The sequence below is a fragment of the Streptomyces justiciae genome (assembly GCF_015163075.1).
Taxonomy (GTDB): Bacteria; Actinomycetota; Actinomycetes; order Streptomycetales; family Streptomycetaceae; genus Streptomyces; species Streptomyces justiciae.
In genome coordinates this window covers 14289-40769 of the sequence record NZ_JADDXU010000005.1, presented here as the reverse complement: position 1 = coordinate 40769, position 26481 = coordinate 14289, and the positions used below count along the sequence as shown (strand labels likewise).

Annotated in this window: 28 protein-coding genes and 1 pseudogene; 11 read left to right on the top strand and 18 right to left on the bottom strand. The window is 69.0% G+C overall.

The genetic code is table 11. From position 1 onward, the window contains the following. Positions 1-23 precede the first annotated feature (23 nt). The 4 genes and pseudogenes from IQ210_RS15495 to IQ210_RS47215 form a co-directional block, all read right to left on the bottom strand. Positions 24-1217, bottom strand: coding sequence for a ketosynthase chain-length factor (locus IQ210_RS15495; protein WP_194079607.1), 1194 nt, complete (start codon positions 1215-1217; stop codon positions 24-26). Beyond that, positions 1214-2485 carry a beta-ketoacyl-[acyl-carrier-protein] synthase family protein gene (locus IQ210_RS15490; protein WP_194079606.1) on the bottom strand — a complete coding sequence of 424 codons (1272 nt, stop codon included), beginning with the start codon at positions 2483-2485 and terminating at the stop codon, positions 1214-1216. Before IQ210_RS15490 ends, IQ210_RS15495 begins: the two co-directional genes overlap by 4 nt. Then, entirely contained in the window at positions 2482-2814 is a 333-nt protein-coding gene (locus IQ210_RS47220; RefSeq protein ID WP_228047887.1) for a TcmI family type II polyketide cyclase, read from the bottom strand. The genes IQ210_RS15490 and IQ210_RS47220 overlap by 4 nt, the downstream gene beginning before the upstream one ends. Before the next feature lie 87 nt (positions 2815-2901). Continuing rightward, positions 2902-3069: pseudogene (locus IQ210_RS47215) on the bottom strand (TcmI family type II polyketide cyclase); the annotation flags it as partial. Between the two features lie 154 nt (positions 3070-3223). On the opposite strand from IQ210_RS47215, the gene IQ210_RS15480 reads away from it, so the two are divergent. Beyond that, entirely contained in the window at positions 3224-3649 is a 426-nt protein-coding gene (locus tag IQ210_RS15480; protein ID WP_194079604.1) for a nuclear transport factor 2 family protein, read from the top strand. Positions 3650-3766: 117 nt separating this feature from the next. Here IQ210_RS15480 and IQ210_RS15475 read toward each other — a convergent pair whose 3' ends face one another. The 7 genes from IQ210_RS15475 to IQ210_RS15445 all read right to left on the bottom strand — a co-directional run bounded on the left by IQ210_RS15475 (position 3767) and on the right by IQ210_RS15445 (position 9632). Further along, complete coding sequence (locus tag IQ210_RS15475; protein WP_194079603.1) at positions 3767-3961, bottom strand: ferredoxin; 195 nt, start codon at positions 3959-3961, stop codon at positions 3767-3769. 11 nt (positions 3962-3972) lie between these two features. Continuing rightward, positions 3973-5193 carry a cytochrome P450 gene (locus tag IQ210_RS15470; protein WP_194079602.1) on the bottom strand — a complete coding sequence of 407 codons (1221 nt, stop codon included), beginning with the start codon at positions 5191-5193 and terminating at the stop codon, positions 3973-3975. Positions 5194-5293: 100 nt separating this feature from the next. Continuing rightward, positions 5294-6103 (bottom strand): response regulator transcription factor, encoded by an 810-nt coding sequence (locus tag IQ210_RS15465; protein ID WP_407699701.1) that lies wholly within the window; start codon positions 6101-6103, stop codon positions 5294-5296. A gap of 30 nt (positions 6104-6133) precedes the next feature. Then, positions 6134-6562 (bottom strand): nuclear transport factor 2 family protein, encoded by a 429-nt coding sequence (locus tag IQ210_RS15460; RefSeq protein ID WP_194079600.1) that lies wholly within the window; start codon positions 6560-6562, stop codon positions 6134-6136. Positions 6563-6783: 221 nt separating this feature from the next. Then, complete coding sequence (locus IQ210_RS15455) at positions 6784-7305, bottom strand: hypothetical protein (protein ID WP_194079599.1); 522 nt, start codon at positions 7303-7305, stop codon at positions 6784-6786. Positions 7306-7408: 103 nt separating this feature from the next. Further along, a complete protein-coding gene (locus IQ210_RS15450; RefSeq protein ID WP_228047884.1) occupies positions 7409-8047 on the bottom strand; it encodes a TcmI family type II polyketide cyclase in 639 nt (212 codons plus the stop codon). 70 nt (positions 8048-8117) lie between these two features. Then, positions 8118-9632, bottom strand: coding sequence for an MFS transporter (locus IQ210_RS15445; RefSeq protein ID WP_194079597.1), 1515 nt, complete (start codon positions 9630-9632; stop codon positions 8118-8120). Between the two features lie 355 nt (positions 9633-9987). On the opposite strand from IQ210_RS15445, the gene IQ210_RS15440 reads away from it, so the two are divergent. Beyond that, positions 9988-10647, top strand: a complete 660-nt coding sequence (locus IQ210_RS15440) for a TetR family transcriptional regulator (RefSeq protein WP_194079596.1) — start codon at positions 9988-9990, stop codon at positions 10645-10647. On the opposite strand, the gene IQ210_RS15435 is transcribed toward IQ210_RS15440, so the two are convergent. Continuing rightward, on the bottom strand, positions 10579-11217 hold the full coding sequence (locus IQ210_RS15435; protein ID WP_256785263.1) for a response regulator transcription factor: 639 nt from the start codon (positions 11215-11217) through the stop codon (positions 10579-10581). The genes IQ210_RS15440 and IQ210_RS15435 overlap by 69 nt on opposite strands. Before the next feature lie 393 nt (positions 11218-11610). Then, positions 11611-12699, bottom strand: coding sequence for a redox-regulated ATPase YchF (ychF, locus tag IQ210_RS15430; protein ID WP_194079595.1), 1089 nt, complete (start codon positions 12697-12699; stop codon positions 11611-11613). 164 nt (positions 12700-12863) lie between these two features. Between ychF and IQ210_RS15425 the strand changes: the two genes are divergently transcribed. Further along, positions 12864-13403 carry a DUF6542 domain-containing protein gene (locus IQ210_RS15425; RefSeq protein WP_194079594.1) on the top strand — a complete coding sequence of 180 codons (540 nt, stop codon included), beginning with the start codon at positions 12864-12866 and terminating at the stop codon, positions 13401-13403. Position 13404: 1 nt separating this feature from the next. Here IQ210_RS15425 and ppgK read toward each other — a convergent pair whose 3' ends face one another. Together ppgK and IQ210_RS15415 are read right to left on the bottom strand one after the other, a co-directional pair. Then, a complete protein-coding gene (gene ppgK, locus IQ210_RS15420; RefSeq protein WP_194079593.1) occupies positions 13405-14148 on the bottom strand; it encodes a polyphosphate--glucose phosphotransferase in 744 nt (247 codons plus the stop codon). A 29-nt stretch (positions 14149-14177) separates the two neighbouring features. Further along, complete coding sequence (locus IQ210_RS15415; protein WP_194079592.1) at positions 14178-15188, bottom strand: 4-hydroxy-3-methylbut-2-enyl diphosphate reductase; 1011 nt, start codon at positions 15186-15188, stop codon at positions 14178-14180. A 105-nt stretch (positions 15189-15293) separates the two neighbouring features. On the opposite strand from IQ210_RS15415, the gene IQ210_RS15410 reads away from it, so the two are divergent. The 4 genes from IQ210_RS15410 to IQ210_RS15395 all read left to right on the top strand — a co-directional run bounded on the left by IQ210_RS15410 (position 15294) and on the right by IQ210_RS15395 (position 18923). Then, the gene (locus tag IQ210_RS15410; RefSeq protein WP_194079591.1) at positions 15294-16664 is read left to right on the top strand and encodes an APC family permease; all 1371 of its coding nucleotides are present in this window, start codon (positions 15294-15296) and stop codon (positions 16662-16664) included. Positions 16665-16735: 71 nt separating this feature from the next. Then, complete coding sequence (xseA, locus tag IQ210_RS15405) at positions 16736-17944, top strand: exodeoxyribonuclease VII large subunit (protein WP_194079590.1); 1209 nt, start codon at positions 16736-16738, stop codon at positions 17942-17944. A 9-nt stretch (positions 17945-17953) separates the two neighbouring features. Then, positions 17954-18196 (top strand): exodeoxyribonuclease VII small subunit, encoded by a 243-nt coding sequence (locus IQ210_RS15400; RefSeq protein ID WP_194079589.1) that lies wholly within the window; start codon positions 17954-17956, stop codon positions 18194-18196. Between the two features lie 136 nt (positions 18197-18332). Beyond that, positions 18333-18923: a malonic semialdehyde reductase gene (locus IQ210_RS15395; RefSeq protein WP_194079588.1), complete on the top strand. Its 591-nt coding sequence runs from the start codon at positions 18333-18335 to the stop codon at positions 18921-18923. A 68-nt stretch (positions 18924-18991) separates the two neighbouring features. On the opposite strand, the gene IQ210_RS15390 is transcribed toward IQ210_RS15395, so the two are convergent. Beyond that, the gene (locus tag IQ210_RS15390; protein ID WP_194079587.1) at positions 18992-19525 is read right to left on the bottom strand and encodes a DUF4245 domain-containing protein; all 534 of its coding nucleotides are present in this window, start codon (positions 19523-19525) and stop codon (positions 18992-18994) included. A gap of 127 nt (positions 19526-19652) precedes the next feature. Between IQ210_RS15390 and glpX the strand changes: the two genes are divergently transcribed. Further along, positions 19653-20687 (top strand): class II fructose-bisphosphatase, encoded by a 1035-nt coding sequence (glpX, locus tag IQ210_RS15385; protein WP_194079586.1) that lies wholly within the window; start codon positions 19653-19655, stop codon positions 20685-20687. Positions 20688-20852: 165 nt separating this feature from the next. Here glpX and IQ210_RS15380 read toward each other — a convergent pair whose 3' ends face one another. Together IQ210_RS15380 and IQ210_RS15375 are read right to left on the bottom strand one after the other, a co-directional pair. Further along, a complete protein-coding gene (locus tag IQ210_RS15380; RefSeq protein WP_079083058.1) occupies positions 20853-21230 on the bottom strand; it encodes a WhiB family transcriptional regulator in 378 nt (125 codons plus the stop codon). A gap of 174 nt (positions 21231-21404) precedes the next feature. Next, the gene (locus tag IQ210_RS15375) at positions 21405-22097 is read right to left on the bottom strand and encodes a DUF1707 SHOCT-like domain-containing protein (RefSeq protein WP_194079585.1); all 693 of its coding nucleotides are present in this window, start codon (positions 22095-22097) and stop codon (positions 21405-21407) included. A gap of 166 nt (positions 22098-22263) precedes the next feature. Between IQ210_RS15375 and IQ210_RS15370 the strand changes: the two genes are divergently transcribed. The 3 genes from IQ210_RS15370 (at position 22264) to IQ210_RS15360 (ending at position 26433) form a co-directional block, all read left to right on the top strand. Beyond that, on the top strand, positions 22264-23931 hold the full coding sequence (locus IQ210_RS15370) for a fumarate hydratase (protein WP_194079584.1): 1668 nt from the start codon (positions 22264-22266) through the stop codon (positions 23929-23931). Between the two features lie 98 nt (positions 23932-24029). Continuing rightward, entirely contained in the window at positions 24030-24992 is a 963-nt protein-coding gene (locus IQ210_RS15365) for a hypothetical protein (RefSeq protein ID WP_194079583.1), read from the top strand. 55 nt (positions 24993-25047) lie between these two features. Then, on the top strand, positions 25048-26433 hold the full coding sequence (locus IQ210_RS15360) for a class II fumarate hydratase (protein WP_194079582.1): 1386 nt from the start codon (positions 25048-25050) through the stop codon (positions 26431-26433). Positions 26434-26481 lie beyond the last annotated feature (48 nt).

Genomic DNA, 26481 nt, shown 5'->3' with positions numbered 1-26481 from the left:
GGTCACGAACGGAAAAGGGGAGGTCAGGAACGGACGACCATCGCCGAGTTGAAGCCGCCGTGGCCGCGGGCCAGGACGAGGGCCGTGCGCAGCTCGGCGGGGCGGGCCTCGGTGCCGACGAGGTCGAGGCCGTAGTGGTCGGCGGGGTCGGTGTGGACGGTCGGCGGGATCAGGCCCTCCCCCATCGCGAGGAAGGCGGTGGCGAGATCCAGGGCGGCGGCACCGGCGTACAGGCGGCCCGTCATGGTCTTCGGGGCGGTGACCGGGACGCCCCGGTGGCCGAAGACCTCGACGAGCGTCTCCGCCTCGATCCGGTCGAGTTCGGGTTCGGCGGCGGCGTCGGCGAAGACGACGTCCACGTCGGAGGGCGCCAAGTCGGCGTCCGTCAAGGCCAGTTCGATCGCCTTGCGCAGGCCAGGTTCGCGGCCGTCGAAGGTGGCGGCGTACCCGGCGATCTCGCCGTACACCCGGGCCCCGCGGGCGCGGGCGGCGTCGGCCGCCTCCAGGATCAGCAACGCGCCGCCCTCGCCCGGCACATGACCGGCGGCCCGCTCGTCGAAGGGCAGATAGGCGCGGCCGGGATCGTCGGCCGTGCTGAGCCGGCCGCTGGTGTGCAGTCCGACCCAGCCCCAGGAGCACAGCAGGGCGTCGACGGCTCCCGCGACCACCAGCGAGGTGCCCTTGCGGATCTGCCGCCGGGCCTGCGCCACCGCGTCGAGGCCGCCGGCCTGGTCGGTGACGACGACACCGCTGGGGCCCTTCATGCCGTTGCGGATGGAGATCTGGCCGGTGTTGACGGCGTAGAACCAGGCGAAGGACTGGTACGCGCTGACGTACTCGCCGCCCTTGCTCCACAGGCTCTTCAGCTCGTGCTGGCTGAACTCGAAGCCGCCCGCGGAGCTCGCCGTGATGACGCCCATGTCGAAGGCCGGCAGGTCGGCGGGGCGTACCCCGGCGTCCGCGAGCGCCCAGTCCGCGGCGACCAGCGAGAGCCGGGTGACCTGGTCGGTCTGCGGCAAGAGCCGGCTGGGCAGATGCTCCTCGGCGGTGAAGCCGTCGATCTCGCCGGCGAGCTTCGCCGGGTACGGTGCCGCGTCGAAGCGGGTGAGCGGGCCGATGCCGCTCTTGCCGACGCGGGTCGCGCTCCAGTAGTCCTTCGTGCCGAGCCCGTTGGGGGCGGTGATCCCCAGGCCGGTCACCACCACTGAGGCCGTCATGCCGCCGTCCTTTCCGGTCGGGCCAGCACCATCGCGCTCTGGAACCCGCCGAAGCCGCTGCCGACGGTGAGGACCGTGTCGACGAGCTGGTCGCGGGCGGTCAGGGGCACGTAGTCGAGGTCGCACTCCGGGTCGGGCGTGTGCAGGTTCGCGGTCGGCGGTACGACGTCGTGGCGGATCGCGAGGACGGACGCGGCGATCTCGATGGAGCCGATCGCGCCCAGCGAGTGCCCGACCATCGACTTGATGGAGCTGACGGGGGTGCGGTACGCGTGGTCGCCGAGGCTGCGCTTGAACGCGGCGGTTTCGTGCCGGTCGTTCTGCTTGGTGCCGGAGCCGTGCGCGTTGATGTAGTCGATCTCCGTGGGGTTCATGCGGGCCTCGTCGAGCGCGACGGTGATCGCCTCGGACATCTCGGCGCCGTCGGGGCGCAGGCCGGTCATGTGGTACGCGTTGCTGCGGGTGGCGTATCCGGCGATCTCCGCGTGGACACGGGCCCCACGGCGTCGCGCGCTCTCCAGTTCCTCCAGGACGAACACCGCCGCGCCCTCGCCGAGGACGAACCCGTTACGGGTGCCGTCGAAGGGGCGGGAGGCGTGCTCGGGGTCGTCGTGGCGGGGCGTGGTCGCCTTGATCGCGTCGAAGCAGGCCATCGTGATCGGCGAGATCGGCGCGTCGGTGGCACCGGCGACCATGACGTCCGCGGTGCCCTCCCGGATGAGTTCGACGGCGTACCCGACCGAGTCGAGCCCGGAGGTGCACCCGGCCGACACCACGCTGCTCGGCCCCTGCGCCCCCACGGCGCGGGCGACCTCGGCGGCGAAGGAGCTCGGCACGAAGTGGTTGTAGAAGAACGGGTCGGCGTAGGCGTGGTCGACCAGATCGAGCCGGCCGCCGTCGCTGACGGCGCGGTAGTCCTCGTCGAGGCTCATGGTGGCGCCGACGGCGCTGCCGATGGTGACGCCGATCCGGTACGGGTTCAGCGCCCCGGTGTCGAGCCCGCTGTCGGCGACGGCACCGCGCGCGGCGACCACCGCGAACTGCGCGGCCCGGTCCATGCGCCGCACCTCGTGCGGGGTGAGTCCGTGGGCGTACGGGTCGAAGTCGATCTCCGCGGCCACCCGGGAGCGGAACTGCGCCGGGTCGAAGAAGGTGATGCCGCGAGTGGCGGTGCGGCCCTCGCTGAGCAGGGACCAGAAGGCGTCGGTGCCCACCCCGCCGGGCGCCAGCACCTCCATCCCGGTGACGACCACGCGACGCCCGCTCATACGGCGGCCTGCCAGCTGTAGAAGCGCGTGGCCATGGCGTCGGAGGGCGAGCGCCAGGTCGCCGGGTCGAAGACGGTGATGTACGGCAGCAGGTCCTGCTGGATCTGTACGAACCGCGGGTCCAGCTTGGCCTGTTCGATCAGCCGGCCGCCGTCGGCGGACTCGAAGTCCTGGATGTGGAAGTACAGGCCGTCGCAGGCGAAGAGCTGGCGGCGCCGGGTGCCCATGGTGTGCGGCAGTTCGGTGCCGGTGTCGAAGTCGGCGAACAGCTTCGCGACGGTGTCGAGGTCGGACTCGTCGAGCCGGGCCACGATCATGGTGCTGTGCATCCGGTGCGGGCCGGCGACCGGCTGTCCGTGCCACGCGTAGAAGCGGGTCGCGACCGTCTCCGCGGGGGTGGCGGCGGCCGGCTCGTGGGGCTCGGCGTGGTCCTGCATCTGGACGTACACGCCCTTGTACTCGAAGAGTTGGCGGCGCAGGAGATTCCCGGCGCCGGACGGATCGGCGTCCGATTTCGCGAACTCCTCGGCAATCTGTTCAGCGCTTCCGGGTTTGATCCGGGCCACTATGACACTGCTGTGCATATGTCCTTCTCCGTAACGGGAAGCCGTTGATGAGTTCGAGTCTTCCGAGGCGCAATACAGGTTTCAATACGGGCAAGTTCAGGTCTTGTCAGAGGTTCGTCAGAAGATTTCAGGAAAGTGGCACGGACGCCTTTCGGTGCGCAGCATCACTTCCATGACAGATATCGAGGACTTCATTCGGCTCCAGGCTCTGGTGGCCCGTTTCGCGCGCGCGGTCGATCTGCGCGACCACGAGGCGCTGTCCGCGCTGCTCGTCCCGGACGTGACCATGGAACTGCTGCCGGACATCCGGATCGAGGGCCGCGAGGCGCTGGCCGGCATGCTCCGCGACGACCTGGTCTGGGCGACCACCATGCACTCCATGGCGAACGTGCTCCCCGAGCTCCACGGCGACCGCGCGACCGTGCACGCGAACGTCACCGCCGTGCACGTGAGCCCGGGCGGCCCCGGCAAGCACTTCGACCTGGGCGCCCGCTACACCTTCACCGCCGTGCGCGAGGAAGGGAGTTGGCTGTTGTCCCGGATCGGGATCGAGCCCGTGTGGACGACCGGCGACGACCACGGCATGCACGACCACTGACCGTCCTACGAAAGCCGCGCCGGCCCCTCTGCCGAGAGCAGGGGAACCGGCGCGGCTTCTCCGTGGGGGGAGCCTTGGGGGTCAGTCCTGTGCGACAGATCAGTCCTGTGCGATGGATCAGTCCTGTGCGATGGACAGGGCTTTCGCCGGGCAGATGAAGACCGCCTTGTGGGCGGCGGCCTCGTCGGTGCCCCGCGGCCGGTCGATCAGGACCTTGACGAGCCCGTCGTCGTCCTGGTCGAAGATCCTCGGGTCGGTCCGTACGCACTGTCCCGCGCCGATGCAGCGGTCGTGGTCCTTCTCCAGTCGCATGGCGCTCTCCTTCACCAGGTCACGGGCAGTTCGTAGAGGCCGTAGACGAGGGCGTCGCTCTTGAAGTTCAGCTCCTCGGCGGGCACGGCGAGCCGGAGGTCCGGCAGCCTGCGGAACAGCGTGTCGAAGACGACCTGGAGCTCGACGCGGCCGAGGTTCTGGCCCAGGCACTGGTGGGGGCCGTACCCGAAGGCCACGTGGTGGCGGGAGTCGCGGGAGAAGTCCAGCTCCTCCGGGTCGTCGAAGACGGCGGGGTCCCGGTTGGCGGCGAAGGTGGAGGCGATGACGGCCTCGCCCTTGCGTATCAGGACGCCGCCGATCTCGACGTCGTCCATCGCCAGCCGGTGCGCGCCGAAGTCCGGGATCGTGTAGAAGCGCAGGAGTTCGTCGACGGCCTTGGGGGTCTTCGACGGGTCCGCCTTGATCACGTCGAGCAGTTCCGGCCTGGTCAGCATCGAGAACACACCGAGGTTGATCATGTTGGCGGTGGTCTCGTGGCCGGCCAGCAGCACCAGCAGGCAGAGGCTGGCGAGTTGGGGCCGGTCGATGCCGCCGTTTCGCCGCTGGAGCTCGATCTGGCGGCTGAGCAGGTCGTCGCCGGGGTTGGCGATCTTCTCCTCGACGAGCTTGTCCATGTAGGCGCGCAGCTGGACGGAGATGTTGATGCGGCCCTGCTCGTCAGTGGTGCGGCGGAGCAGGACCTCGGCCAGCTCCATGAAGTACTCGTGCCCCTCGTAGGGCATGCCGAGGATCTCGGAGACCACCAGCGAGGGCACCGGCAGGGAGAAGACCTGGTTGAGGTCGACGGGCCGGGGCAGCTTCAGCATCTCGTCGATGAAGTGGTCGACGATCTCCTGGATGCGCGGCTTCATCGCGGCGACACGGCGGACCGAGAACTCGCTGATGACGGGCCGCCGGGCCTCCGCGTGCTCCGGGTCGTCGAGGATGATCATGAAAGGTGCGTGCTTGGCGAGGGCCGCGTTCTGCCCGGGGACCACGACCGGGAAGTCCTTCTTACGGCGGTCCGAGCTGAGCTTGGGGTTCGACATCACGGCCCGCACGTCGTCGTACTTGGTGACCAGCCAGGCCTTTCCGCCGTCCGGGAGGACCACCTGGCTGACCGGCGCCTCCTCCCGGAATTTCGTGTAGACCGGCGGAATGGCGAAAGGGCACGTGCGCTGAATGGGAAAGCTGACGAGTTCACTGGTCTCGTCGATATCGGTGTTCGTCATGTCACCCCTCGTTCGGAGTTTCCGCTTCCTGCGGTCCGACGATAACGAGGGAAATTACATGGACGGGTTCAGCGAACGTCAATTCAACGGCAATGTACTGTCAGCGCATGCTGCGGAGTTTGAAACCGACCCCGCGGACGGTGACGATCCATTCCGGTCCGCCGAGTTTGCTGCGCAGACTGCTGACATGGGTGTCGACGGTACGGCGCGACCAGGACTCGCCCCAGACCTTGCGCATGATGGACTCCCGCGAGATCACCTGCCCCGGGGCGCTGGCCAGCAGGGCGAGCAGATCGAACTCCTTGCGGGTGACCGGCACCGGCCGGCCGCTCATCTCGACCTCGCGCGAGTCGCTGTCGATCCGCAGGGGGCCGTGTTCCAGCACCGCCCCGCCGTCGGCGTCCGGGTCGGTGTGCGGCCTGCGGCGCGCGCGGCGCATCACGGCGTCCAGCCGGGCCATGAGCTCGCGGATGCCGTAGGGCTTGATGACGTAGTCGTCGGCGCCGGCCTGCAACGCGAGCACGCAGTCGAGTTCGGAGGCGCGCGAGGTGACGGTGATGACGGGGATGTCGCCGGCCATCCGGATCTCGCGGCAGACCTCGAGGCCGTCCAGATCGGGCAGGTCGAGGTCGAGCAGGACGAGGTCGGCGGTCTCGAACCAGGCCAGTGCCTCGGCGCCGGAGTCGACGGCGTCGACATGATGGCCGTGTCGTTCGAGTGCCTCGGTGAGGGTCGCGCGGTCGGCCCTGCTGCCTTCGACGACCAGGATCCGCCAGGTGTCCGCGAAGTTCCGGACGGGTGCCGGCGATGAGGTCGCCGCACCGGTTCGGCTGCCGAAGGTCGCTCGGGCCGCCGTACGGTGCTCGGTGTCGTGGGTTTCGAGTATCTCTGGTCGAGAACTCGCTTTCACTTGTGCTGATCGCATAAATGCCCACCCAACTCAGTCCGGCGGGTTGCCGGTCTTCCATATCAGTTCGAACGAAAGACGGGAAAGGCGCCAGCCCCGCTCGGTGCGCACCGCGTCGCCGGTGACACAGGTGCCCGACACGTAGTGCGGTCGTATCTCGCCTTCTCGCTCGTGGTGCACATGCACGGACGTCATGTTGGCGCGGAGCGTCGCCCGGTCCCCGGAGACGCTCACGACCGACGGCGTGTTCAGATGGTGCGTTTCGGCCCACATGGCCAATGCTCGCCGGTGGTATTCGGCGAGTCCGTCGATGCCGGTGTGCCGACTGACCGGGAATTCGATGACCACGTCGTCGGAGAACAGCTCGGCGGTCCACTCGTCATCGAGTTTGTCGTAGTCGAGCCCGAGGACATAGCGATCGAGAAGCTCACCTATTTCAGCTTTTGACCATCTCGCGTCCACGATTCCACCCTCCAGCTTCCCCCTTGGTCACGCAAGCACAACCGTAGCCATGTGAGTGGCTTCACCACGGATCGATTCCTTCACGAAACCACAGGGGTTCGTTAATTTTCCTTGACGTTCTGCGGACATCGAAAAACGAATGCCCCCAGCGGTACCGGGCCCGGGCACAGCCAGCGTACACGAGTCGAAGTCACATCGGAATCAGAGTTGCTCTTTAATTCTTACGACTCCACATTCAGACTGGCTCGCGTGATCGGTACGGTCTCGGGGTGATCATGTGCGGAGGGGACAACGGGCAGGTCACGCAGCAGTCGGCGCAGTTTCCGGCTCTCCGCGGCGGCGTCCGGGTGGGAGGGGCCGGCGAAGTGGACGGTGACGAGGTGGGGGTGGACCGTGGCGAGATCCCGCTTCCACACGTCGAGTACGTGTTCGGCGGCGGCGTCGAGATGGAAGACGAGGCGTCCGTGGCCGTCGCGGTGGCGCAGTTCGAGCCGGCCGGGCGTGCCGCGGACGAGGCGCAGACCGGGGGCGAGCCGGTGGACCAGGTAGCCGAGGAGGATCGGCTCCGTGTCCAGGTGCAGACAGGCCGGGCCGGCCGACGCGGCGCGGATGCCGAGGACGCCCTCGTCCAGGGGCTCGACGTCCCGCGCGTACTCGGTGAGCGCCTCCCCGAGCCGCTGCTCGATGCTCAACTGCCCCGCGCACGCCGCCTCTCCGGCGGTACGGCTCTGCTGTCCGGCCATCGGTTGCCTCATTGTCAGAGGGGGTGGGTCGTACCGACCGGCCGGGCCGACGCTGCTGTCCGGCCCGGCCGCTGCCGCTGTCAGCGGCCTTTCGCGTGGTGCGTCAGGACGCCTCCCATCCGTAGAAGCGGATCGCGTGTCCGTCGGCAGTCGGCTCCTGCGGCGCCAGGCGCGGCAGTTCCTGGAGCACATGGCCGAACCAGATGTCCGTCGCGGCCTTCTGCGCGATGTCCGCGTCGTCGCGCCCTGCGTGGTCCTGGATGTGGATGCACAGGTCCTTAAAGACGAACAGCTGGCGCCGGCGGATGCCCATCAACTGCGCGGTGGCGTCGAAGTCCCGGAAGATCCTGGTGACTTCGGGAATCGCGTCGGTCTCCATCCGGGCGAGGGTGACGGTGGTCTCCGTCGAGCCCGGCGCCCCGGCCGGCTCCCCCTCCCAGGCGTAGAAGCAGGAAGCCGCGGAGTCGGCCGGGGAGTTCCAGGTCTCGGGCTCGTACGGCGTCACGAACGGCTGGAGGTCGACCGAGAGCCTGGCCATGCGCGGGTCGGACTTGACCTTCTCCAGCGCGGCCTGGTCGGACTTCTCGACGAAGTCGTACAGGTGGACCTGGATGCCGTGGTGAATGAACAACTGGCGGCGGTGCAGTCCGATCAGCCCCGGGATCTCCGTGCTGTCGAAGTCCGCGAACAGCTTCGACACCTCGGGGATCGCGTTCCGATCCATCTTCGAGACGGTAACCATGCTGCGCATGTGCATCACTTCCTCGTGGGAGAGTCTCGGTTTGCGGTGCGTTCGGTGACGCTGCTGCCGACTAGGCGACCGGCGCGGTCTCGGACTTGGGCAGCTTGGCCCCGGATTCCGCGGGGCGGCTCTTGGTGGCGACCGCCGAGAGCAGCAGGCCGACGACCGCGATGGCGGCGCAGACGACCAGCAGCAGGTCCATGCCGCTGAGGAACGCCGTCTGGACGTCGTGGAGCATCGAGTGGTCGCCGAGTTTGTCGGCGACGGCCACTCCTGAGCCGACGCCGTCGGAGATCGGCTCACGGTCGAGCGGGCCGAGTTCGGAGTGGTACCGGGTGGACAGCACGGTGCCGAGCACGGCCACGCCGGTGGTGCCGGCGGCCTGGCGCAGCGCCGACAGCAGGGCCGATCCGGCGCCGGCCCGCTCGGGGGTGAGCGCACCGACGGCCAGGGACATGGAGGTGGGCAGCACCAGGCCGATGCCGAGGCCGACGACGACCATCCAGGTGGCGACGAAGCCGTACGAGGTGTCGATGTCGGTCATCGCGCCGAGCCCCATGCCGAGCGCGAGGGCCCCGAAGCCGAGCATCAGCGTCAGCTTGAGACCGATCTTGTCGCTCAGGCCCTCCAGGAAGTTGGAGGCCACCAGCAGACCGCCGATCATCGGCAGCATCCGCAGACCGCTGCCGAGCGAGTCGACGCCGAGCACCGACTGGAAGTACAGCGGGATGGTGAAGAACAGCCCGAACATCGCGAAGGCGTTGATCAGCTGGAAGAACGTCCCCATGCGGAATCCGCGGTCGCCGAAGAGACTGAGGTCGGCGAGGGCGTGTTCCCGGGTGCGTTCCCAGGCGACGAAGCCGATGATCAGCAGCAGGCCCGCGCCGAAGGTCGCCCAGGCGATGCCGTCGCCCCAGCCCTCGTCACCGAAGCGGATCAGACCGTAGGTCAGTCCGACCAGCCCGGCCGCCGAGAGCAGCACGCTCACCGGGTCGATGGGCCGGCGGGTCTGGCTGCGCGTCTCCGGCACCAGCAGGCCCACCGCGAACGCCCCGATGACGACCGTCGGGATGTTCACCAGGAACACCGAGCCCCACCAGAAGTGGTCGAGCAACAGGCCGCCGACGATCGGGCCGAGCGGCATGCCCAGGGTCACCGCGGTGATCCACACGGTGGTGGCGCGGCCGCGCTCCGCCGGGTCCGGGAAGAGCACCGGAATCATCCCCATCGACAGGGACATCAGCACCGACGCCGCGACCCCGAGCAGCACCCGCGCCATGATCAGCTCGCTCGACGACGAGGCGAACGCGCACCAGATGGAGGCGCCGCCGAACAGCACCAGCGCCCCGAACACGAACTTCTTCCGCCCGAACCGGTCCCCGAGCGCACCGGCGGGCAGCATCACGCCCGCCAGCGTCAGCGTGTAGGCCGTGCTGAACCACTGCAGCGCCGCGGTGCCGGCGTGCAGATCACGGGCGAGCGTGGGCAGGGCGATGTTGAGCACCGTCATGTCCAGCCCCACGGTCAGCATCGCGAGTGCGAGTGCGCCGAGGGCCAGCCAACGACGCGTTGCGGTGACTTCCATGAGCTCCCCTCAAATTTTCGAAGTAACTACGAGTTCAGAGTAGATACGAGATTCCTGAACGTGTCAATACCGATGCACTCAGCTTCCGTACTCACTCGCGGATACAGCGCGGCAGAGCAGTGACTTCGCAGGTCAGAGGGGCCACGAGGGGGGAGTCGAGGCTCCCGAGGGGAGGTGCGACGGACCTCGGAAAATGGGGACAAAACACCCGCTACGGCCGCCGGGACGCGCCTCCGACCAGCCGCTTCTCACCGACGATCACAGACAGACCGCGGCCCGGCCCTGTACGCTCACTCAGCGGATCGGCGCCCCTGATGCCGCGCCGAGTACGAGGTCGTTGCGAGAGGGTGCCGGAGTGGCGGGACTGCGAGAACGGAAGAAGGCGCAGACGCGCAAGCGCCTGGCGGACACCGCGTTCACCCTGTTCCGCGAGCGCGGATTCGAGAACGTGACCGTCGCGGAGATCGCCGACGCCGCGGAAGTGGCGGTGAGCACGCTGTTCGCGTACTTCCCCTGCAAGGAGGCGCTGGTCTTCGACGCCGAGGACGAGTACGAGCGCGCGCTGACGGCGGCGGTCCGCGACCGCGCACCCGGAACCTCGATGCTGGACGCGCTGGAGGCGCACCTGGTGCCCGCGGCGCAGCCCGCACCCGACGGTCCGTCCGGCGAGGACTTCGTCGAACTGGTCAAGTCCACACCGGCGTTGCTCGAATACGCCGGCCGGGTGCGGCGGCACTGGGAGGCGAGCCTCGCCGCCACCCTCGCCGAGGAGGCCGGGCTCCCGGAGGGCGACCTGCTGACGACGACGCTCGCCCGTTTCGTGCTGGAGGCCAACTTCCTCGCCACGTACGGCGATCACTCGCCGGAGGATCTGAAGGCCGTCTTCGACCGGCTGCGCCACGGCTGGGCGGACTTCGGCGCCGGCCCGGGGCAGCCGGTGCGGGAATCAGGCCTTGGCCATCATGAATCCGACGCCCCGAACCGAGACGATCAGGCCACGGTCACCCAGCTTTGAGCGAAGATTGCTGATATGCGTGTCGACGGTGCGCTGGGACCAGGAACTCCCCCACACCGCACTGACGATCTCCTCGCGTGAGATCACCTTTCCGGGATTTCGGGCGAGGAGCAGAAGCAATTCGAATTCCTTGCGGGTCAGCCGCGGAGAACGCCCGCCGTATTTCACTTCCCGCTTCTGCACGTCTATGCTCAGCCGCCCCCTTTCCAACAGGGGCGGCGCCTGCCGGCAGGAGGAGACCCGCCGCATGACGGCGCCGATCCGCGCCATGAGTTCGCGCAGTCCGTACGGCCGCGCCAGGTAGTCGTCGCCGCCGGCCCGCAGGGCCAGCACGGTGTCCAGTTCCGAGGCGGCGGAGCCGATGAAGATGACGGGTGTGTCGGCGGTGGCCCGGAGCAGGCGGCAGACATGCAGCCCGTCCAGGTCACGCAGCTTCATCCCGAGCAGGATGAGGTCGTACTCGGTGGCGCGGTCCAGCGCCTCCTGGCCGGTTTCCACGGCCCCGACGTCCTGTCCGCTGCGGGACAGGTCGGCCACGAGGATCTCCCTGCTCGCCGCATCGCTCTCCACGACGAGGATCGTCCACGGGCCCACCTCCCCGGACTTCAGCTCCGGCAGCGCGGACGACACCGCTAAAGGCGAGCCCATAGAAATCTCCCCCAAAATCTCCGCAGGTCTGACTCGATGAGCCTAGCCTCACATGAGCTCGCACCTGCTTCAACGGTTTTCCGGCCGCTCACAGGAAGCGCAACACCGTCTTAACGGCCCCCTCCCCACAACAAAGAACAGCCTAAGGGCGGTTAAAGAAACGATTTAGAGGACAAAGGGCAGGGAAAGCCCACGACATTTTCCGGACACCCCGATTCCGGAAGCGCAGAACATGAAAAGGAATACCCCCTGGCCCACCCGAGCACGAAAACGGGGCCGACCCCGAAGGACCGACCCCGCACCGTCACACCGCCGCTACACGTTGAAGCGGAACTCCACGACGTCCCCGTCCTGCATGACGTACTCCTTGCCCTCCATGCGGGCCTTGCCCTTGGCGCGGGCCTCGGCGACCGAGCCGGTCTCGACGAGGTCCTCGAAGGAGATGACCTCCGCCTTGATGAAGCCCTTCTGGAAGTCGGTGTGGATGACACCGGCCGCCTCGGGGGCCGTGGCGCCCTTCTTGATGGTCCAGGCGCGGGATTCCTTGGGGCCGGCCGTGAGGTAGGTCTGCAGGCCGAGGGTGTTGAAGCCGACGCGGGCGAGGGTGGCCAGGCCCGGCTCCTCGGCGCCCACCGACTCAAGGAGCTCCAGGGCGTCCTCCTCGTCGAGCTCGGCGAGGTCCGCCTCCAGCTTGGCGTTGAGGAAGATCGCCTCGGCGGGGGCGACCAGGGCGCGCTGCTCGTCCTTGAAGGAGTCGTCGACCAGTTCGTCCTCGTCGACGTTGAAGACGTAGAGGAAGGGCTTGGTGGTGAGGAGGTGCAGGTCGTGGAGGAGCTCCTCGTTGCCGGAGCCCTGGACGATGCCCGCCGAGAAGAGGGTGTCGCCCTTCTCCAGGATCTCCTTGGCCGCCTCGACCGCCGCCACCTTCGGAGCCACGTCCTTCTTGATCCGCGACTCCTTCTGGAGGCGCGGCAGGACCTTCTCGATGGTCTGGAGGTCGGCGAGGATCAGCTCGGTGTTGATCGTCTCGATGTCGTCCTTCGGCGAGACCTTGCCGTCGACATGCACGACGTTCTCGTCCTTGAAGGCGCGGATGACCTGGCAGATCGCGTCGGACTCACGGATGTTCGCGAGGAACTTGTTGCCCAGGCCCTCGCCCTCGGAGGCGCCGCGCACGATGCCCGCGATGTCGACGAAGTCGACGGTCGCCGGGAGGATGCGCTGGGACCCGAAGATTTCGGCCAGCTTCGTCAGACGCGCGTCCGGGACGCCCACGACACCGACGTTGGGCTCGATCGTGGCGAACGGGTAGTTGGCCGCGAGCACGTCGTTCTTGGTCAGGGCGTTGAACAGGGTCGACTTGCCGACATTCGGCAGACCGACGATTCCGATCGTGAGCGACACGTTGCGACTTCCCGTACGTGAGAGGAGGAGGACTGAGAGGGCCGATCCACCAGTCTACGGCGTGCCCGGGCCCGCCCTCGCGACCCGTCGAACACTTGGCCAAGGTCGATCCCTCGGCGTGTCTGAAGGGCGATTCTGCATATAAACCGTCCTAAGTTGGTCCAGTGGAGCAACACAGGACGCGACCCCCGCACATCCGAGCACGGCGCGAGACGGCTTCCCTGCCCCCGCAGGCGGCCCGCGGCGGGCGTCCTCCGGCGCGTCCGGCGGCTGTACGACGGCCCGCTCCCCCGGCCGTGCAGGCGGTACGACGCTTTCCCAACCCGCGGCTCACCGGGCTCGGCGGCGGCCTGTTCTGCATCGCGACGATGCTGCTGCTCGGCTGCCTGGACGCCCTGACGTTCGGGTCGCTGACGGTGTACGGCGTGCTGTTCCTGCCGGTGTGCGTGCTGACCGCGGTCTGGGTGCGGCGCAACGACCTGGTCACCGCGCCCGTGGTCGTCCCGATCGCCTTCGCCGCGGGAGTCGTACCCGTCGCCGAGGGCGGGGACGGGCTCGGCGCCCGCCTGATGGGCCTGGTGACCGCCCTCGCCACCCAGGCCGGGTGGCTGTACGGGGGGACGCTGATCGCCGGTCTCATCGTGACCGTACGGAAGGTCAGCCTGATGGCCCGCCGGCGCCGGGCGAACCGCCGGCCCGTGTGAGCTACTGCTTCGCCGCCCGCATCGCCGCTCCCACGATCCCCGCGTTGTTCTGCAACTGCGCCGGGACGATCTCCGCCTTGATGCCCTCGATGTGGGGCAGGAACTTCTGCGCCTTGCGGCTGACGCCGCCGCCGATGACGAACAGCTCGGGCGAGAAGAGCATCTCGACATGGGCGAGGTACTTCTGGACCCGGCGGGCCCAGTGCTCCCACGTCAGCTCGCCGTCCTCCCGGGCCTTGCTGGAGGCGCGCTTCTCGGCGTCATGACCGTGCAGTTCGAGGTGGCCCAGCTCCGTATTGGGGACGAGGACGCCGTCGACGAAGAGCGCGCTGCCGATGCCGGTGCCGAAGGTCAGCAGGATGACGGTGCCGCCGCGGCCGTGACCGGCGCCGAACTCCATCTCGGCGACGCCCGCCGCGTCCGCGTCGTTGACCACCGTCACCGGCAGACCGCCGAGCCGCTCGCTGAACAGGGCACGCGCGTCGGTGTCGATCCAGCTCTTGTCGACATTGGCCGCCGTACGGATCGTGGCACCGCCGGTGACCACGCCCGGGAAGGTCAGCCCGACCGGTCCCGTCCAGCCGAAGTGGTCGACGACCTCCTTCACGCCGTCCGCCACCGAGTCCGGCGTCGCCGGATGCGGGGTGAGCACCTTGCACCGCTCCTGGGCGAGGTCGCCCCTGGCCAAGTCGACAGGGGCGCCCTTGATCCCGGATCCGCCGATGTCCACGCCGAAGATCTGCATGGCCCTACGTTACGACGGACGACAGACAGTCACTCCCCCGAGGTGCCCTTGCGCTCCGCGACCAGCGCCGCGGCCTCCTCGCGCAGATCGCGTCGCAGCTCCTTGGGCAGCGAGAAGGTGATGGACTCCTCGGCCGCCTTCACCAGCTCGACGTCGCCGTAGCCGCGCTGGGCGAGGAACTCCAGGACCTCTTCGACCAGCACCTCGGGCACGGACGCGCCGGAGGTGACACCGACCGTCGTCACGCCCTCCAGCCAGGCCTCGTCGATCTCGCTCGCGAAGTCGACCAGGTAGGCCTCGCGGGAACCCGCCAGCTTGGCGACCTCCACCAGGCGCTTGGAGTTGGAGGAGTTGCGGGAGCCGACCACGATGACCAGCTCGGCCTCGGCGCCCATCTGCTTGACCGCGAGCTGACGGTTCTGCGTGGCGTAGCAGATGTCGTCGCTGGGCGGGGAGATGAGCTGCGGGAACTTCTCCTTGAGCGCGTCGACGGTCTCCATGGTCTCGTCGACGGACAGGGTGGTCTGGGACAGCCAGACGACCTTGGACTCGTCCCGCACCTCCACCTTGGCGACGTCTTCGGGACCGTCGACGAGGGTGATGTGATCCGGCGCCTCACCGGAGGTACCGATGACCTCTTCGTGGCCCTCGTGCCCGATGAGGAGGATGTCGTAGTCCTCGTTGGCGAAACGGACGGCTTCCTTGTGGACCTTGGTGACCAGCGGGCAGGTGGCGTCGATGGTGGCGAGCTTGCCGCGCGCGGCCTCCTCGTGGACGACAGGGGCGACGCCGTGCGCCGAGAACATGACGATGTTCCCGGGCGGCACCTCCTCCGTGCGCTCGACGAAGATGGCGCCCTTCTTCTCCAGGGTCTGCACGACGTACTTGTTGTGGACGATCTCGTGCCGGACGTACACCGGAGCGCCGTACTGCTCCAGGGCTTTCTCGACGGCGATCACGGCGCGGTCCACACCCGCGCAGTAGCCCCGGGGGGCGGCGAGCAGGACACGGCGGCCAGGCGAAGCAGTCATGCGTCCCATCGTAAGGCCGCGCCCGGCGCGTCAAAGATCGCGTGGGCGGCGAGACTGGCCGGGAAGTGTGAAGGGCGGGGAACGCGCGACGACAGGCGACTGGCGGAGGCATCGATGTCCGAGACCGGCACGGCGAACCGAGCGCCCGACACGGGCCATGACCTGCGGCGCAGCCTCGGTTTCCGGGATCTGGTGGTCTACGGGCTGCTTTTCATCGCCCCCATGGCGCCCGTCGGCGTGTTCGGCACGCTCGACGCCAAGTCGCACGGCGCGGTCGCGCTCGTCTATGTGGTGGCCACGGTGGCGATGGCGTTCACCGCTTTCAGCTACGCGCAGATGGTGCGGGTGGTCCCGCGCGCGGGGTCGGTGTACGCCTACGCGCGCGTGGCGCTCGGCAAGGAGGCGGGGTTCGTCGCCGGGTGGATGGCGATGCTGGACTACCTCCTCATCCCGGCGGTGGCCTACCTGTTCTCCGGGATCGCGATGAACGCGCTGGTCCCGGAGGTGTCGCGCTGGGTGTGGACGGCCCTCGCGGTGGTCGTCACGACGCTGCTGAACCTGTGGGGCGTACGGGCCGCGGCCCGGGTCGGGTTCCTGGTGCTGGCGATGGAGATCGTCGTCCTGCTGGTCTTCGTGGTCTCCGCGGTCGTGGTCCTCACGCGCGACGGCGCGGAACGGGGCTGGCTGTCGCCGCTGTCCGGGGACGGCACGCAGGGGGCGTTCGCGCTGTCGGCGGTGATCGGCGCCGTGTCGGTGGCGGTCCTCTCCTATCTGGGCTTCGACGCGATCGCGTCCTTCGCGGAGGAGGTCACGGGCGGTTCGGAGAAGGTGGCGCGGGCGGTGCTCTTCTGTCTCGCGCTGGCGGGTGTGCTGTTCGTGGCGCAGACGTATCTGGTCGCGCTCCTGGAGCCGGTCACCTCCGCCGAACTGGCCGCCGACCCGGGCAAGCAGGGGGCCGCGTTCTACGACGCCGTCGACGTGTCGGTGGGGACCTGGCTGCACGACCTGGTGGCCGTCAGCAAGGCGATCGGGGCCGCGTTCGCGGCGCTGGCGGGCCAGGCGGCGGCGGGGCGGCTGCTGTTCGCGATGGGCCGGGACCGGCGGCTGCCGAGGGCGCTGGCGAAGACGGACTCGGGCGTGCCACGGGTGGCGCTGCTGTGCGCGGCCGTGATCACGCTGGTCGCGGCGGTGTGGGCGGCCCGCCGGGACGACGGCATGGACCACCTGGTGTCGGTGGTCGACATCGGCGCGCTGACGGCGTTCACGCTGCTGCACGCGAGCGTGGTGGGCTGGTTCGCGGTACGGCGGGCCGGCGGCCCGGTGAGCTGGTGGCGGCATGTGGCGATGCCGGTGGTGGGCGCGGCGATCACGATCGCGGTGATCGTGGAGGCGTCCGGGGCGGCGCAGGTGGTGGGGGCGGTGTGGTTCGCGGTGGGGGTGGCGGTGCTGGTCGGGCAGCGGGGGCGGGCGGGCGTCGACGAGTGAGGTCCGCTCGTGGACATGCGCGGGCTCGGCGGGCCGCATCGATGTCGGTGCCTGCGGTTACGCTCACCGGCATGGCTGTGAACACGTCCGCGGAATCCCCCATCCCCGTCGGTGAGGTGTCGCGGCTCATCGGGGGCTGGATCGACCGGCTCGGGGCCGTGTGGGTGGAGGGCCAGATCACCCAGCTCTCCCGCCGCCCCGGCGCCGGCGTCGTCTTCCTGACGTTGCGCGACCCGTCGTACGACATCTCCGTGAGTGTCACCTGCTACCGGCAGGTGTTCGACGCGGTCGCCGACGTGGTGAGCGAGGGCGCGCGGGTCGTCGTCCTGGCGAAGCCGGAGTGGTACGCGCCGCGGGGGCAGCTGTCGCTACGGGCCGCCGAGATAAGGCCCGTGGGCGTCGGTGAACTGCTCGCGCGGCTTGAGCAGTTGAAGAAGGCGCTGGCCGCGGAGGGGCTGTTCGCGGCCGAGCGGAAGAAACCGCTGCCGTTCCTGCCGCAGCTCATCGGCCTGGTGTGCGGGCGGGCGTCGGCCGCCGAGCGGGACGTGCTGGAGAACGCCCGCCATCGGTGGCCCGCCGTCCGCTTCGAGGTGCGCAATGTGCCGGTGCAGGGTGTGCACGCGGTGCCGCAGGTCGTGCAGGCGGTCAAGGAGCTGGACGAGATCGACGCCGTGGATGTGATCATCGTCGCGCGCGGCGGTGGCAGCGTCGAGGATCTACTGCCGTTCTCCGACGAGCAGCTCGTCAGGACCGTCGCCGACTGCCGTACACCGGTCGTCTCCGCGATCGGGCACGAGCCCGACACCCCGCTCCTCGACTACGTCGCCGACCTGCGGGCCTCCACGCCCACCGACGCCGCCAAGAAGGTCGTACCGGACGTGGGCGAGGAGTTCGAGCGGGTGCGGATGCTGCGGGACCGCGCGCGGCGGTGTGTCGAGGGGTTCATCGAGCGGGAGGAGCGCGGGCTCGCGCACGCGCTGGCCCGGCCGGCGATAGAGGACCCGCACCGCATGATCGACGAGCGCGCCGACCATGTGGCCTCCCTGGTCGACCGGACCCGGCGCTGTCTCGGGCACCACCTCGACCGTGCCGAGTCCGAGCTGACGCACACGCACGCGCGCGTGGTGGCGCTGTCGCCGGCGGCGACCCTGAAGCGGGGGTACGCGGTGCTGCAGAAGACCGACGGCCATGTCGTGCGCGACCCGGAGGAGGTCACGGGCGACGAGGTGCTGCGGGCGCGGGTGTCCGAGGGTGAGTTCAGTGTCCGAGTCGACTCTTAGGGTGGGCGCATGACCAGCAGCAAGGTGGATGAGGCGCTCGGCTACGAGCAGGCGCGGGACGAGCTGATCGACGTCGTACGACGGCTGGAGGCGGGCGGTACGACGCTGGAGGAGTCCCTCGCGCTCTGGGAGCGGGGCGAGGAGCTGGCCAAGGTGTGCCGGCGGTGGCTGGAGGGGGCGCGGGCGCGGTTGGACGCGGCGCTGGCCGAGGAGGAGGAAGCGGGCTCCGGGGGCGACGAGGACTCGGACTGAGGTTTCCTGGGTGGTCTGTGAAGCGGATCACCACACCCCGGTTTTTGTTGAAGCTTCAACCTATCTCGCGTAGTGTCTGTCGCGTCAGCCGGTCCGGCACCACGGACCCGACGTACCACCCGAGAAGGTTCCCCGCATGTCTCTCGTTCTTGACCCCACCGCCCAGGACCTGCTGTTCCGCGAGGCCCACACCGCGAACGCCTTCACCGACGAGCCGGTGACGGACGAGCAGGTCCAGGCGATCTACGACCTGGTCAAGTTCGGCCCGACCGCCTTCAACCAGACCCCGCTGCGCATCACCCTGGTCCGCTCCGCCGAGGCCCGCGAGCGCCTGGTGCAGCACATGGCCGAGGGCAACCAGCCCAAGACGGCGACCGCCCCGCTGGTCGCGATCCTCTCCGCGGACAACGAGTTCCACGAGGAGCTGCCGACCCTCTTCCCGGTCTTCCCGCAGGCCAAGGACGTCTTCTTCAGTGAGCGCCCGGCCCGTGAGTCCGCCGCCCGCATGAACGCCGCCCTCCAGGCCGCGTACTTCATCGTCGGCGTCCGCGCCGCCGGTCTCGCCGCAGGCCCGATGACCGGCTTCGACCACGAGGGCGTCCGCAAGGAGTTCCTCGACGACGACCACACCCCGCTGATGGTCGTCAACATCGGCAAGCCGGGCGAGAACGCCTCGTACCCGCGCGCGCCGCGCCTCGCCTACGACGACGTCGTCACGACCGTCTGAGCGACCAGGACGACATGAGGAAGGCCCCCGGCGTGCAGCCGGGGGCCTTCCTCATGTCCGTGTGGTGGCTACTTCGCCTTCAGCGCCTTCGCCATCTGCGCCAGCTGGTCGTAACCGCCCGTGCCCGCCACCACGGTCGTCGCGCCCTCGCCCTCGTGCACGAGCGCGTCGTAACGGCCGCCGTCGTAGCGGGTCCAGGTGCGGCCGCCGATCTCCGCCGTGGTCTTCGTCTCCTCGCCGCCCTGGCTGGCGGTGTCGATGAACGCCTCCGGCTTCTGCGTCGCCGACTGCTCGATCTGGGCGTACTCACCGCCCGGGGTGGAGAAGCCCAGGTGCCAGGACTCCGCGTCGGCGCCGTCGTACCGGACGGAGGTCGCCTTCCAGTCGGCGGACAGGCCCTCGGGCGCGAGCACCGGGTACGAGGCCGCGCGGCGCGCCGTGAGCAGCTCGACGCGGTAGTCGACCCGCTTCACCTCGGGATCGGAGTCGTCGTGCGGGATGAACAGGTAGATGACCCCCGCCATGAGACCGATCAGGCCCAGGGAGAGCACCATGTCCCGGACCGTCTTCTGCTTGCCGCTCTTGCCATACGAACCTGCCACGCCCCCTATCGTCGCAGGTGCCCGGCCCGCTCATCCGTGGGGTCCCCTGCTCATTTAGTCGGACTGACGATAGAGTCGAGGATCGAACCCTCATCCGGCCGTCGTCGTATCAGAAAGGTGCGCCTCGATGACCGAGCATCATCATCTGCCGTCCGAGCTCGAAGTCCCCAGTGAAGCCCCCGACCGCAACCTCGCCCTGGAACTCGTCCGGGTGACCGAAGCCGCCGCGATGGCCGCGGGCCGCTGGGTCGGGCGCGGCGACAAGAACGGCGCCGACGGTGCCGCGGTGCGCGCCATGCGGACCCTCGTCTCCACCGTGTCGATGAACGGCGTGGTCGTCATCGGTGAGGGCGAGAAGGACGAGGCGCCGATGCTCTTCAACGGGGAGCGGGTCGGTGACGGCACCGGTCCCGAGTGCGACATCGCCGTCGACCCGATCGACGGTACGACGCTGACGGCCAAGGGCATGCCGAACGCGATCGCCGTGCTGGCCGCGGCCGACCGGGGGTCGATGTTCGACCCGTCCGCCGTGTTCTACATGGACAAGCTGGTCACCGGCCCCGAGGCGGCCGACTTCGTCGACATCAACGCGCCCGTGTCCGTGAACATCCGGCGGGTCGCCAAGGCGAAGCGGTCCACGCCGGAGGACGTGACGGTCGTCATCCTCGACCGGCCGCGGCACGAGGGGATCATCAAGGAGATCCGGGAGGCCGGCGCGCGGATCAAGCTGATCTCCGACGGTGACGTGGCGGGCTCCATCTACGCGCTCCGCGAGGGCACCGGCGTCGACATGCTGCTGGGCATCGGCGGTACGCCGGAGGGGATCATCTCGGCCTGTGCGGTGAAGTGCCTCGGGGGCACCATCCAGGGCAAGTTGTGGCCGAAGGACGACGAGGAGCGGGCTCGGGCGGTCGACGCCGGGCACGATCTCGACCGAGTGCTGATGACCGACGACCTGGTCGCCGGGGACAACGTGTTCTTCGTCGCGACCGGGATCACGGACGGGGAGTTGCTGCGGGGTGTGCGGTATCGGTCGGAGACGGCGACGACCGACTCGATCGTGATGCGGTCGAAGTCGGGGACGGTGCGGAGGATTGACTCCGAGCATCGGTTGAGCAAGCTGCGGGCTTATAGCGCGATTGACTTTGACCGGGCTAAGTAGGTGAGTGGCGCCTAGTAGCTCGGGGGGTTCTGTGGATGGGCGGCTGCGGGTGCGTCGTGGCCGTTCGCGCAGTTCCCCGCGCCCCTTAGGTGCCTCATCCCCCGTACGTCAAAAAGCGAGGGGCGCTCCCGGTGCGGAGGGAGCGCCCCTTCGGCATGCTGCTGTCTAGCCTGCCTGCGCTATGCGGTCCGTCGTCCTTGCCGCCTTCTTCAGTTCCATGTCGCGGCGGCGCCTCCTCGCCAGGACCACTCGGCGTTCCGCGGCTGTCAGGCCGCCCCAGACGCCGTAGGGCTCGGGTTGCAGGAGGGCGTGCTCGCGGCACTCGACCATGACGGGACAGCGGGCGCAGACCCGCTTCGCGGCCTCTTCGCGGGAGAGGCGCGCCGCGGTGGGTTCCTTGGAGGGGGCGAAGAACAGGCCGGCCTCGTCGCGGCGGCACACCGCCTCGGTGTGCCATGGTGCGTCTTGGTCCCTGTCTCGCACTGGCACCCGCTGAGCCGGAACAACAGCTACCTGCAGGGACGAATGCGGCGGTTGCAGCACGGTCTACTCCTGACGACGGCTTCGCGAGCGAGAGACGATGCAGCAAGGCCTACCCGTTGTACGCGTGCCTATGCACTGAGTTCCGAACCGCTGGATTCCGGGTGGTGCCGCGCGGGATTGTGAGTGGGCTGTGAGTGGACCAACTCCCCTCGGGCGGCGTCGGATTCACAACCGTCAACGGTCCAGGTGTTTGCGCAAACTCCGGTCGACCTTGTGCTGGACGCGATCGAGGATGTCCGCGACGAGCTTGCCACGCCGGGGCCTGCCCTCGATGTTGCCGAGCACGGCCCAGCCGTCCACGTAGACCACCGGGGCCTCGGGGTCGGCCGCGTCGAGGGTGTGCACCTCGAAGTTGCCGAGGACGCCGCCGCCGGTGCCGCGCAGCGACACGTTCTCCGGGACGCGGACCTCGATGCTGCCGAAGACCGAGATCGCCTTGACCACGACCTGCTGGTACTCGAAGAGGGCCTCGCTGAGGTCGATCTCGACGCTGCCGAAGATCGCGTACGCGTGGATGCGGCGGCCCGCGCGCCAGCGGCCCTTGCGGACGGCGGTGCTGAACACCGCGACCACGTTCTCGTCGGGGTCGACCGGGACGGCGCCCGCGGTCGGGCGGTTCGGGGCCACGGCGTACGTCGTCGCCGTCTCCCGGCGGGCGTGCGCGGCCGGCAGGTCCTGGATGAAGACGTCCAGCTCACCCACGGTCTTGGCGGCCAGCACGCCCTCGACCCGCTCGGCGTGCTCGTCGGCGGTCAGGCGGCCCTCGGCGAGGGCCTCGCGCAGGATGTCCGCGACGCGGTCGCGGTCGGCGTCGGAGGCGCGCAGGTCGGTGGTGGCAGCGGGCGGAGTCTGCTTCTCAAGGTCCACGGCAGCAGCGTACCCAAACGCGATAGATCGCGACTAGGCCTGTGGAAAACCCGGTCGCCGCGAACTGAGCCTTACCTCACAAGCTTCCCGCCTTGGACAGGTTCTAGGCTGGTGAGGCCTGCCAACGGAGGCCGGCCGCCGTCGTTCGAGTGAGGAATGGGCTGAGATGCCTGAGTTCGCGTACACCGATCTGCTCCCCATGGGAGAGGACACCACCCCCTACCGGCTGGTGACCTCCGAGGGTGTCTCCACCTTCGAGGCCGACGGGCGCACGTTCCTCAAGGTCGAGCCGGAGGCGCTGCGCAAGCTCGCCGAAGAGGCCATCCACGACATCCAGCACTACCTGCGCCCGGCCCACCTGGCCCAGCTGCGCCGGATCATCGACGACCCCGAGGCGTCGAGCAACGACAAGTTCGTGGCCCTCGACCTGCTGAAGAACGCGAACATCGCGGCGGCGGGCGTCCTGCCGATGTGCCAGGACACCGGTACGGCGATCGTGATGGGCAAGCGCGGCCAGAACGTCCTCACCGAGGGCGGCGACGAGGCGGCCCTGTCGAAGGGCATCTACGACGCGTACCTCAACCTGAACCTGCGCTACTCGCAGATGGCCCCGCTGACCATGTGGGACGAGAAGAACACGGGGTCCAATCTCCCGGCGCAGATCGAGCTGTACGCCACCGACGGCGGCGCGTACAAGTTCCTGTTCATGGCGAAGGGCGGCGGCAGCGCCAACAAGTCCTTCCTCTACCAGGAGACGAAGGCCGTCCTGAACGAGGCCTCCATGATGAAGTTCCTGGAGGAGAAGATCCGTTCGCTGGGTACGGCCGCCTGCCCGCCGTACCACCTGGCGATCGTGGTCGGCGGTACGAGCGCCGAGTACGCCCTGAAGACAGCGAAGTACGCCTCCGCGCACTACCTGGACGAGATCCCGGCCGAGGGCTCGGAGCTGGGTCACGGCTTCCGGGACAAGGAGCTGGAGGAGAAGGTCTTCGAGCTGACGCAGAAGATCGGCATCGGCGCGCAGTTCGGCGGCAAGTACTTCTGCCACGACGTACGGGTGGTCCGCCTCCCCCGTCATGGCGCGTCCTGCCCGGTCGCCATCGCCGTCTCCTGCTCCGCCGACCGCCAGGCGGTCGCGAAGATCACGGCCGAGGGTGTCTTCCTGGAGCAGCTGGAGACGGACCCGGCGCGGTTCCTGCCGGAGACGACGGACGAGCACCTGGAGCAGGACGGGGACGTCGTCAAGATCGACCTGAACCAGCCGATGGAGACGATCCTCGCGGAGCTCACGAAGTACCCGGTGAAGACCCGGCTGTCGCTCTCCGGTCCGCTCGTCGTGGCCCGTGACATCGCGCACGCCAAGATCAAGGAGCGGCTCGACGCGGGTGAGGAGATGCCGCAGTACCTGAAGGACCACCCGGTGTACTACGCGGGCCCGGCGAAGACGCCCGAGGGTTACGCGTCCGGCTCCTTCGGCCCGACGACGGCCGGCCGTATGGACTCCTACGTGGAGCAGTTCCAGGCGGCGGGCGGCTCGAAGGTGATGCTGGCGAAGGGCAACCGTTCCGCCCAGGTCACCAACGCCTGCGACACCCACGGTGGCTTCTACCTCGGCTCCATCGGCGGCCCCGCCGCCCGCCTCGCCCAGGACTGCATCAAGAAGGTCGAGGTCGTCGAGTACGAGGAGCTCGGCATGGAGGCGGTCTGGAAGATCGAGGTCGAGGACTTCCCGGCGTTCATCGTGGTCGACGACAAGGGCAACGACTTCTTCCAGGACCCGGCACCGGCACCGACGTTCACCACCATCCCCGTGCGCGGCCCCGGGCTGGCGTAACCGGGCTTCCCTGAGGCGGGCGCACCCGGGGACAGGTTCGTGACGTAACATCAACTCCCTTTTCGTCACGGTCATTTACTCCAGGTGGGTCCCGCCTCATGTCCGACACCAGCACGCCGCCGCCCGAGCCGAACCCTCGTGCGTCCGCGCTCGCGGACGACGTCGTCGCCACGGTCGTGCCCGAGGCTGCGGGGCTGGAGCGGCGGGCCCGCAATCGGCGGATCGCCGTCAGCCTGGCCTTCACAGCGATGGTCACCGTCCTGGGCGTCCTCGCGGCCAGGGGCACCGACTGGTTCTTCGCCGAGCACGACGCCCGGGTCGCCAGCGAGGCCGACGACAAGATCGACCACGAGGGGCCGGCCTTCACCGCCTCCGTCCGGCTGGACACGCAGGACACCGAGGCGACGCTCTTCGACGTCCCCTTCTCCGCCGCGGACAAGCGGACACTGCTGGGCATGAGCATGGAGGAGGGGAAGCTCCAGCCCTTCATGGCGGCCCACCACGGCCGGGGCGTCTCCTACAGCGACGTCCGCAGCCCCTCCATGGGGATCTCGTATCCCGGGTACTCCGAGGTCTGGCTCATGGACCTCCTCAGCGACCGGCAGGCCGGCCTCGTCATCAACGACCTGCGGGTGAAGGGCCTCAGCTGCACACCGGCCAAGGCCACCACGGCCATCGAGAGGAAGGGCCAAGCGGGCGGCGGCTACGACGGCATGCTCTTCGATCTGACGCGCGCCGATCCCGTCCCGCTCGACACCGCCGCGGACGAGAACTTCGGGAAGCCGTTCTTCGCCCACCGCAAGATCGACCTCGGCAACGGGGCCACTCCGGGCGGACTGCGCATCGAGGTCACCTCCGGGACGGAGGACTGCACCTGGAAGGCGTTCGAGGCCACCTACGTCGACTCCGAGGGCACCCACACGCAGGAGATCACGAACAACGGCAAGGGCTTCACCGTCCACGGCATCTCCGAGCACCGCGAGCAGACGTTCCAGTTGCGCCCCGTCGAACCCTTCGTGACCGAGTGCACGGTCTCCGCGCAGGGCGAGCTCAGCTGCTGAGCCCGTTCGGCCCACGTCCCGGAACAACCTCGGCTTCCCGACCGCTGTACCCGGCATGAGCGAATACCGCATCGAGCACGACTCCATGGGCGAGGTCCGCGTCCCCGTCGACGCCAAGTGGCGGGCGCAGACGCAGCGGGCCGTCGAGAACTTCCCCATCTCCGGGCAGCGGATCGAGCGGGCGCACATCGAGGCGCTCGCGCGGATCAAGGGGGCCGCCGCCAAGGTCAACGCGCGGCTGGGAGTGCTCGACAAGGACGTCGCCGAGGCGATCCAGGAGGCGGCCGAGGAGGTCGCCCGCGGGGACTGGGACGACCACTTCCCCATCGACGTGTTCCAGACCGGGTCCGGCACCTCGTCCAACATGAACACCAACGAGGTCATCGCCACGCTCGCGACGGAGCGGCTGGGCCGGGACGTGCATCCCAACGACCACGTCAACGCCTCGCAGTCGTCGAACGACGTCTTCCCTTCCTCCATCCACATCGCCGCCACCGCCGCCGTCACCCGCGATCTCATCCCGGCCCTGGAGCATCTCGCCGGCTCCCTCGGACGCAAGGCCGAGGAGTTCGCCGACGTCGTGAAGTCCGGGCGGACCCATCTCATGGACGCCACGCCCGTGACCCTGGGGCAGGAGTTCGGCGGGTACGCCGCCCAGGTGCGGTACGGCGTCGAGCGGCTCTACGCCTCGCTCCCCCGGCTCGCCGAGCTGCCGCTGGGCGGGACCGCCGTCGGGACCGGCATCAACACGCCGCCCGGCTTCTCCGCCGCCGTCATCGAGGAGGTCGCCCACGTCACCGGCCTGCCGCTGACCGAGGCCCGCGACCACTTCGAGGCGCAGGGCGCGCGGGACGGGATCGTCGAGACCAGCGGGCAGCTGCGGACCATCGCGGTCGGGCTCACCAAGATCGCCAACGATCTGCGGTGGATGGCCTCCGGGCCCCGCACCGGGCTCGCCGAGATCTCGCTCCCCGATCTCCAGCCGGGCTCCTCGATCATGCCGGGGAAGGTCAACCCCGTCATCCCGGAGGCCGTGCTCATGGTCTCCGCCCAGGTCGTCGGCAACGACGCCACCGTGGCCACCGCCGGCGCCGCCGGGAACTTCGAGCTCAACGTGATGCTGCCGGTCATCGCGAAGAACGTGCTTGAGTCCGTACGGCTGCTCGCCAACGTGTCCCGACTGCTCGCCGACCGGACCGTCGACGGGATCGTCGCGCACCGCGAACGCGCGCGCGAGTACGCCGAGTCGTCACCCTCCGTCGTCACCCCGCTCAACAAGTACATCGGGTACGAGGAGGCCGCCAAGGTCGCCAAGAAGGCGCTCGCGGAGCGCAAGACCATCCGTCAAGTCGTCCTGGAGGGCGGGTACGTGGAGCGGGGGAACCTCACCCTCGAACAGCTCGACGAGGCGCTGGATGTCCTGCGGATGACGCATCCGTAACAACAGACGCCGCCCCGGAGAACCGTGACGCGTGCCGCAGCGTCGTAT

Coding starts and splice junctions, on each gene's coding strand:
- IQ210_RS15395 (WP_194079588.1), top strand. CDS start 18,333: ATGTCTCTCGTTCTTGACCCCACCGCCCAGGACCTGCTGTTCCGCGAG.
- IQ210_RS15370 (WP_194079584.1), top strand. CDS start 22,264: ATGCCTGAGTTCGCGTACACCGATCTGCTCCCCATGGGAGAGGACACC.
- IQ210_RS15480 (WP_194079604.1), top strand. CDS start 3,224: ATGACAGATATCGAGGACTTCATTCGGCTCCAGGCTCTGGTGGCCCGT.
- IQ210_RS47220 (WP_228047887.1), bottom strand. CDS start 2,814: ATGCACAGCACCATGATCGTGGCCCGGCTCGACGAGTCCGACCTCGAC.
- IQ210_RS15445 (WP_194079597.1), bottom strand. CDS start 9,632: ATGGAAGTCACCGCAACGCGTCGTTGGCTGGCCCTCGGCGCACTCGCA.
- glpX (WP_194079586.1), top strand. CDS start 19,653: ATGACCGAGCATCATCATCTGCCGTCCGAGCTCGAAGTCCCCAGTGAA.
- IQ210_RS15360 (WP_194079582.1), top strand. CDS start 25,048: ATGAGCGAATACCGCATCGAGCACGACTCCATGGGCGAGGTCCGCGTC.
- IQ210_RS15400 (WP_194079589.1), top strand. CDS start 17,954: ATGACCAGCAGCAAGGTGGATGAGGCGCTCGGCTACGAGCAGGCGCGG.
- IQ210_RS15410 (WP_194079591.1), top strand. CDS start 15,294: ATGTCCGAGACCGGCACGGCGAACCGAGCGCCCGACACGGGCCATGAC.
- IQ210_RS15455 (WP_194079599.1), bottom strand. CDS start 7,305: ATGGCCGGACAGCAGAGCCGTACCGCCGGAGAGGCGGCGTGCGCGGGG.
- IQ210_RS15475 (WP_194079603.1), bottom strand. CDS start 3,961: ATGCGACTGGAGAAGGACCACGACCGCTGCATCGGCGCGGGACAGTGC.
- ppgK (WP_194079593.1), bottom strand. CDS start 14,148: ATGCAGATCTTCGGCGTGGACATCGGCGGATCCGGGATCAAGGGCGCC.
- IQ210_RS15470 (WP_194079602.1), bottom strand. CDS start 5,193: ATGACGAACACCGATATCGACGAGACCAGTGAACTCGTCAGCTTTCCC.
- IQ210_RS15365 (WP_194079583.1), top strand. CDS start 24,030: ATGTCCGACACCAGCACGCCGCCGCCCGAGCCGAACCCTCGTGCGTCC.
- IQ210_RS15450 (WP_228047884.1), bottom strand. CDS start 8,047: ATGGTTACCGTCTCGAAGATGGATCGGAACGCGATCCCCGAGGTGTCG.
- xseA (WP_194079590.1), top strand. CDS start 16,736: ATGGCTGTGAACACGTCCGCGGAATCCCCCATCCCCGTCGGTGAGGTG.
- IQ210_RS15490 (WP_194079606.1), bottom strand. CDS start 2,485: ATGAGCGGGCGTCGCGTGGTCGTCACCGGGATGGAGGTGCTGGCGCCC.
- IQ210_RS15415 (WP_194079592.1), bottom strand. CDS start 15,188: ATGGGACGCATGACTGCTTCGCCTGGCCGCCGTGTCCTGCTCGCCGCC.
- IQ210_RS15495 (WP_194079607.1), bottom strand. CDS start 1,217: ATGACGGCCTCAGTGGTGGTGACCGGCCTGGGGATCACCGCCCCCAAC.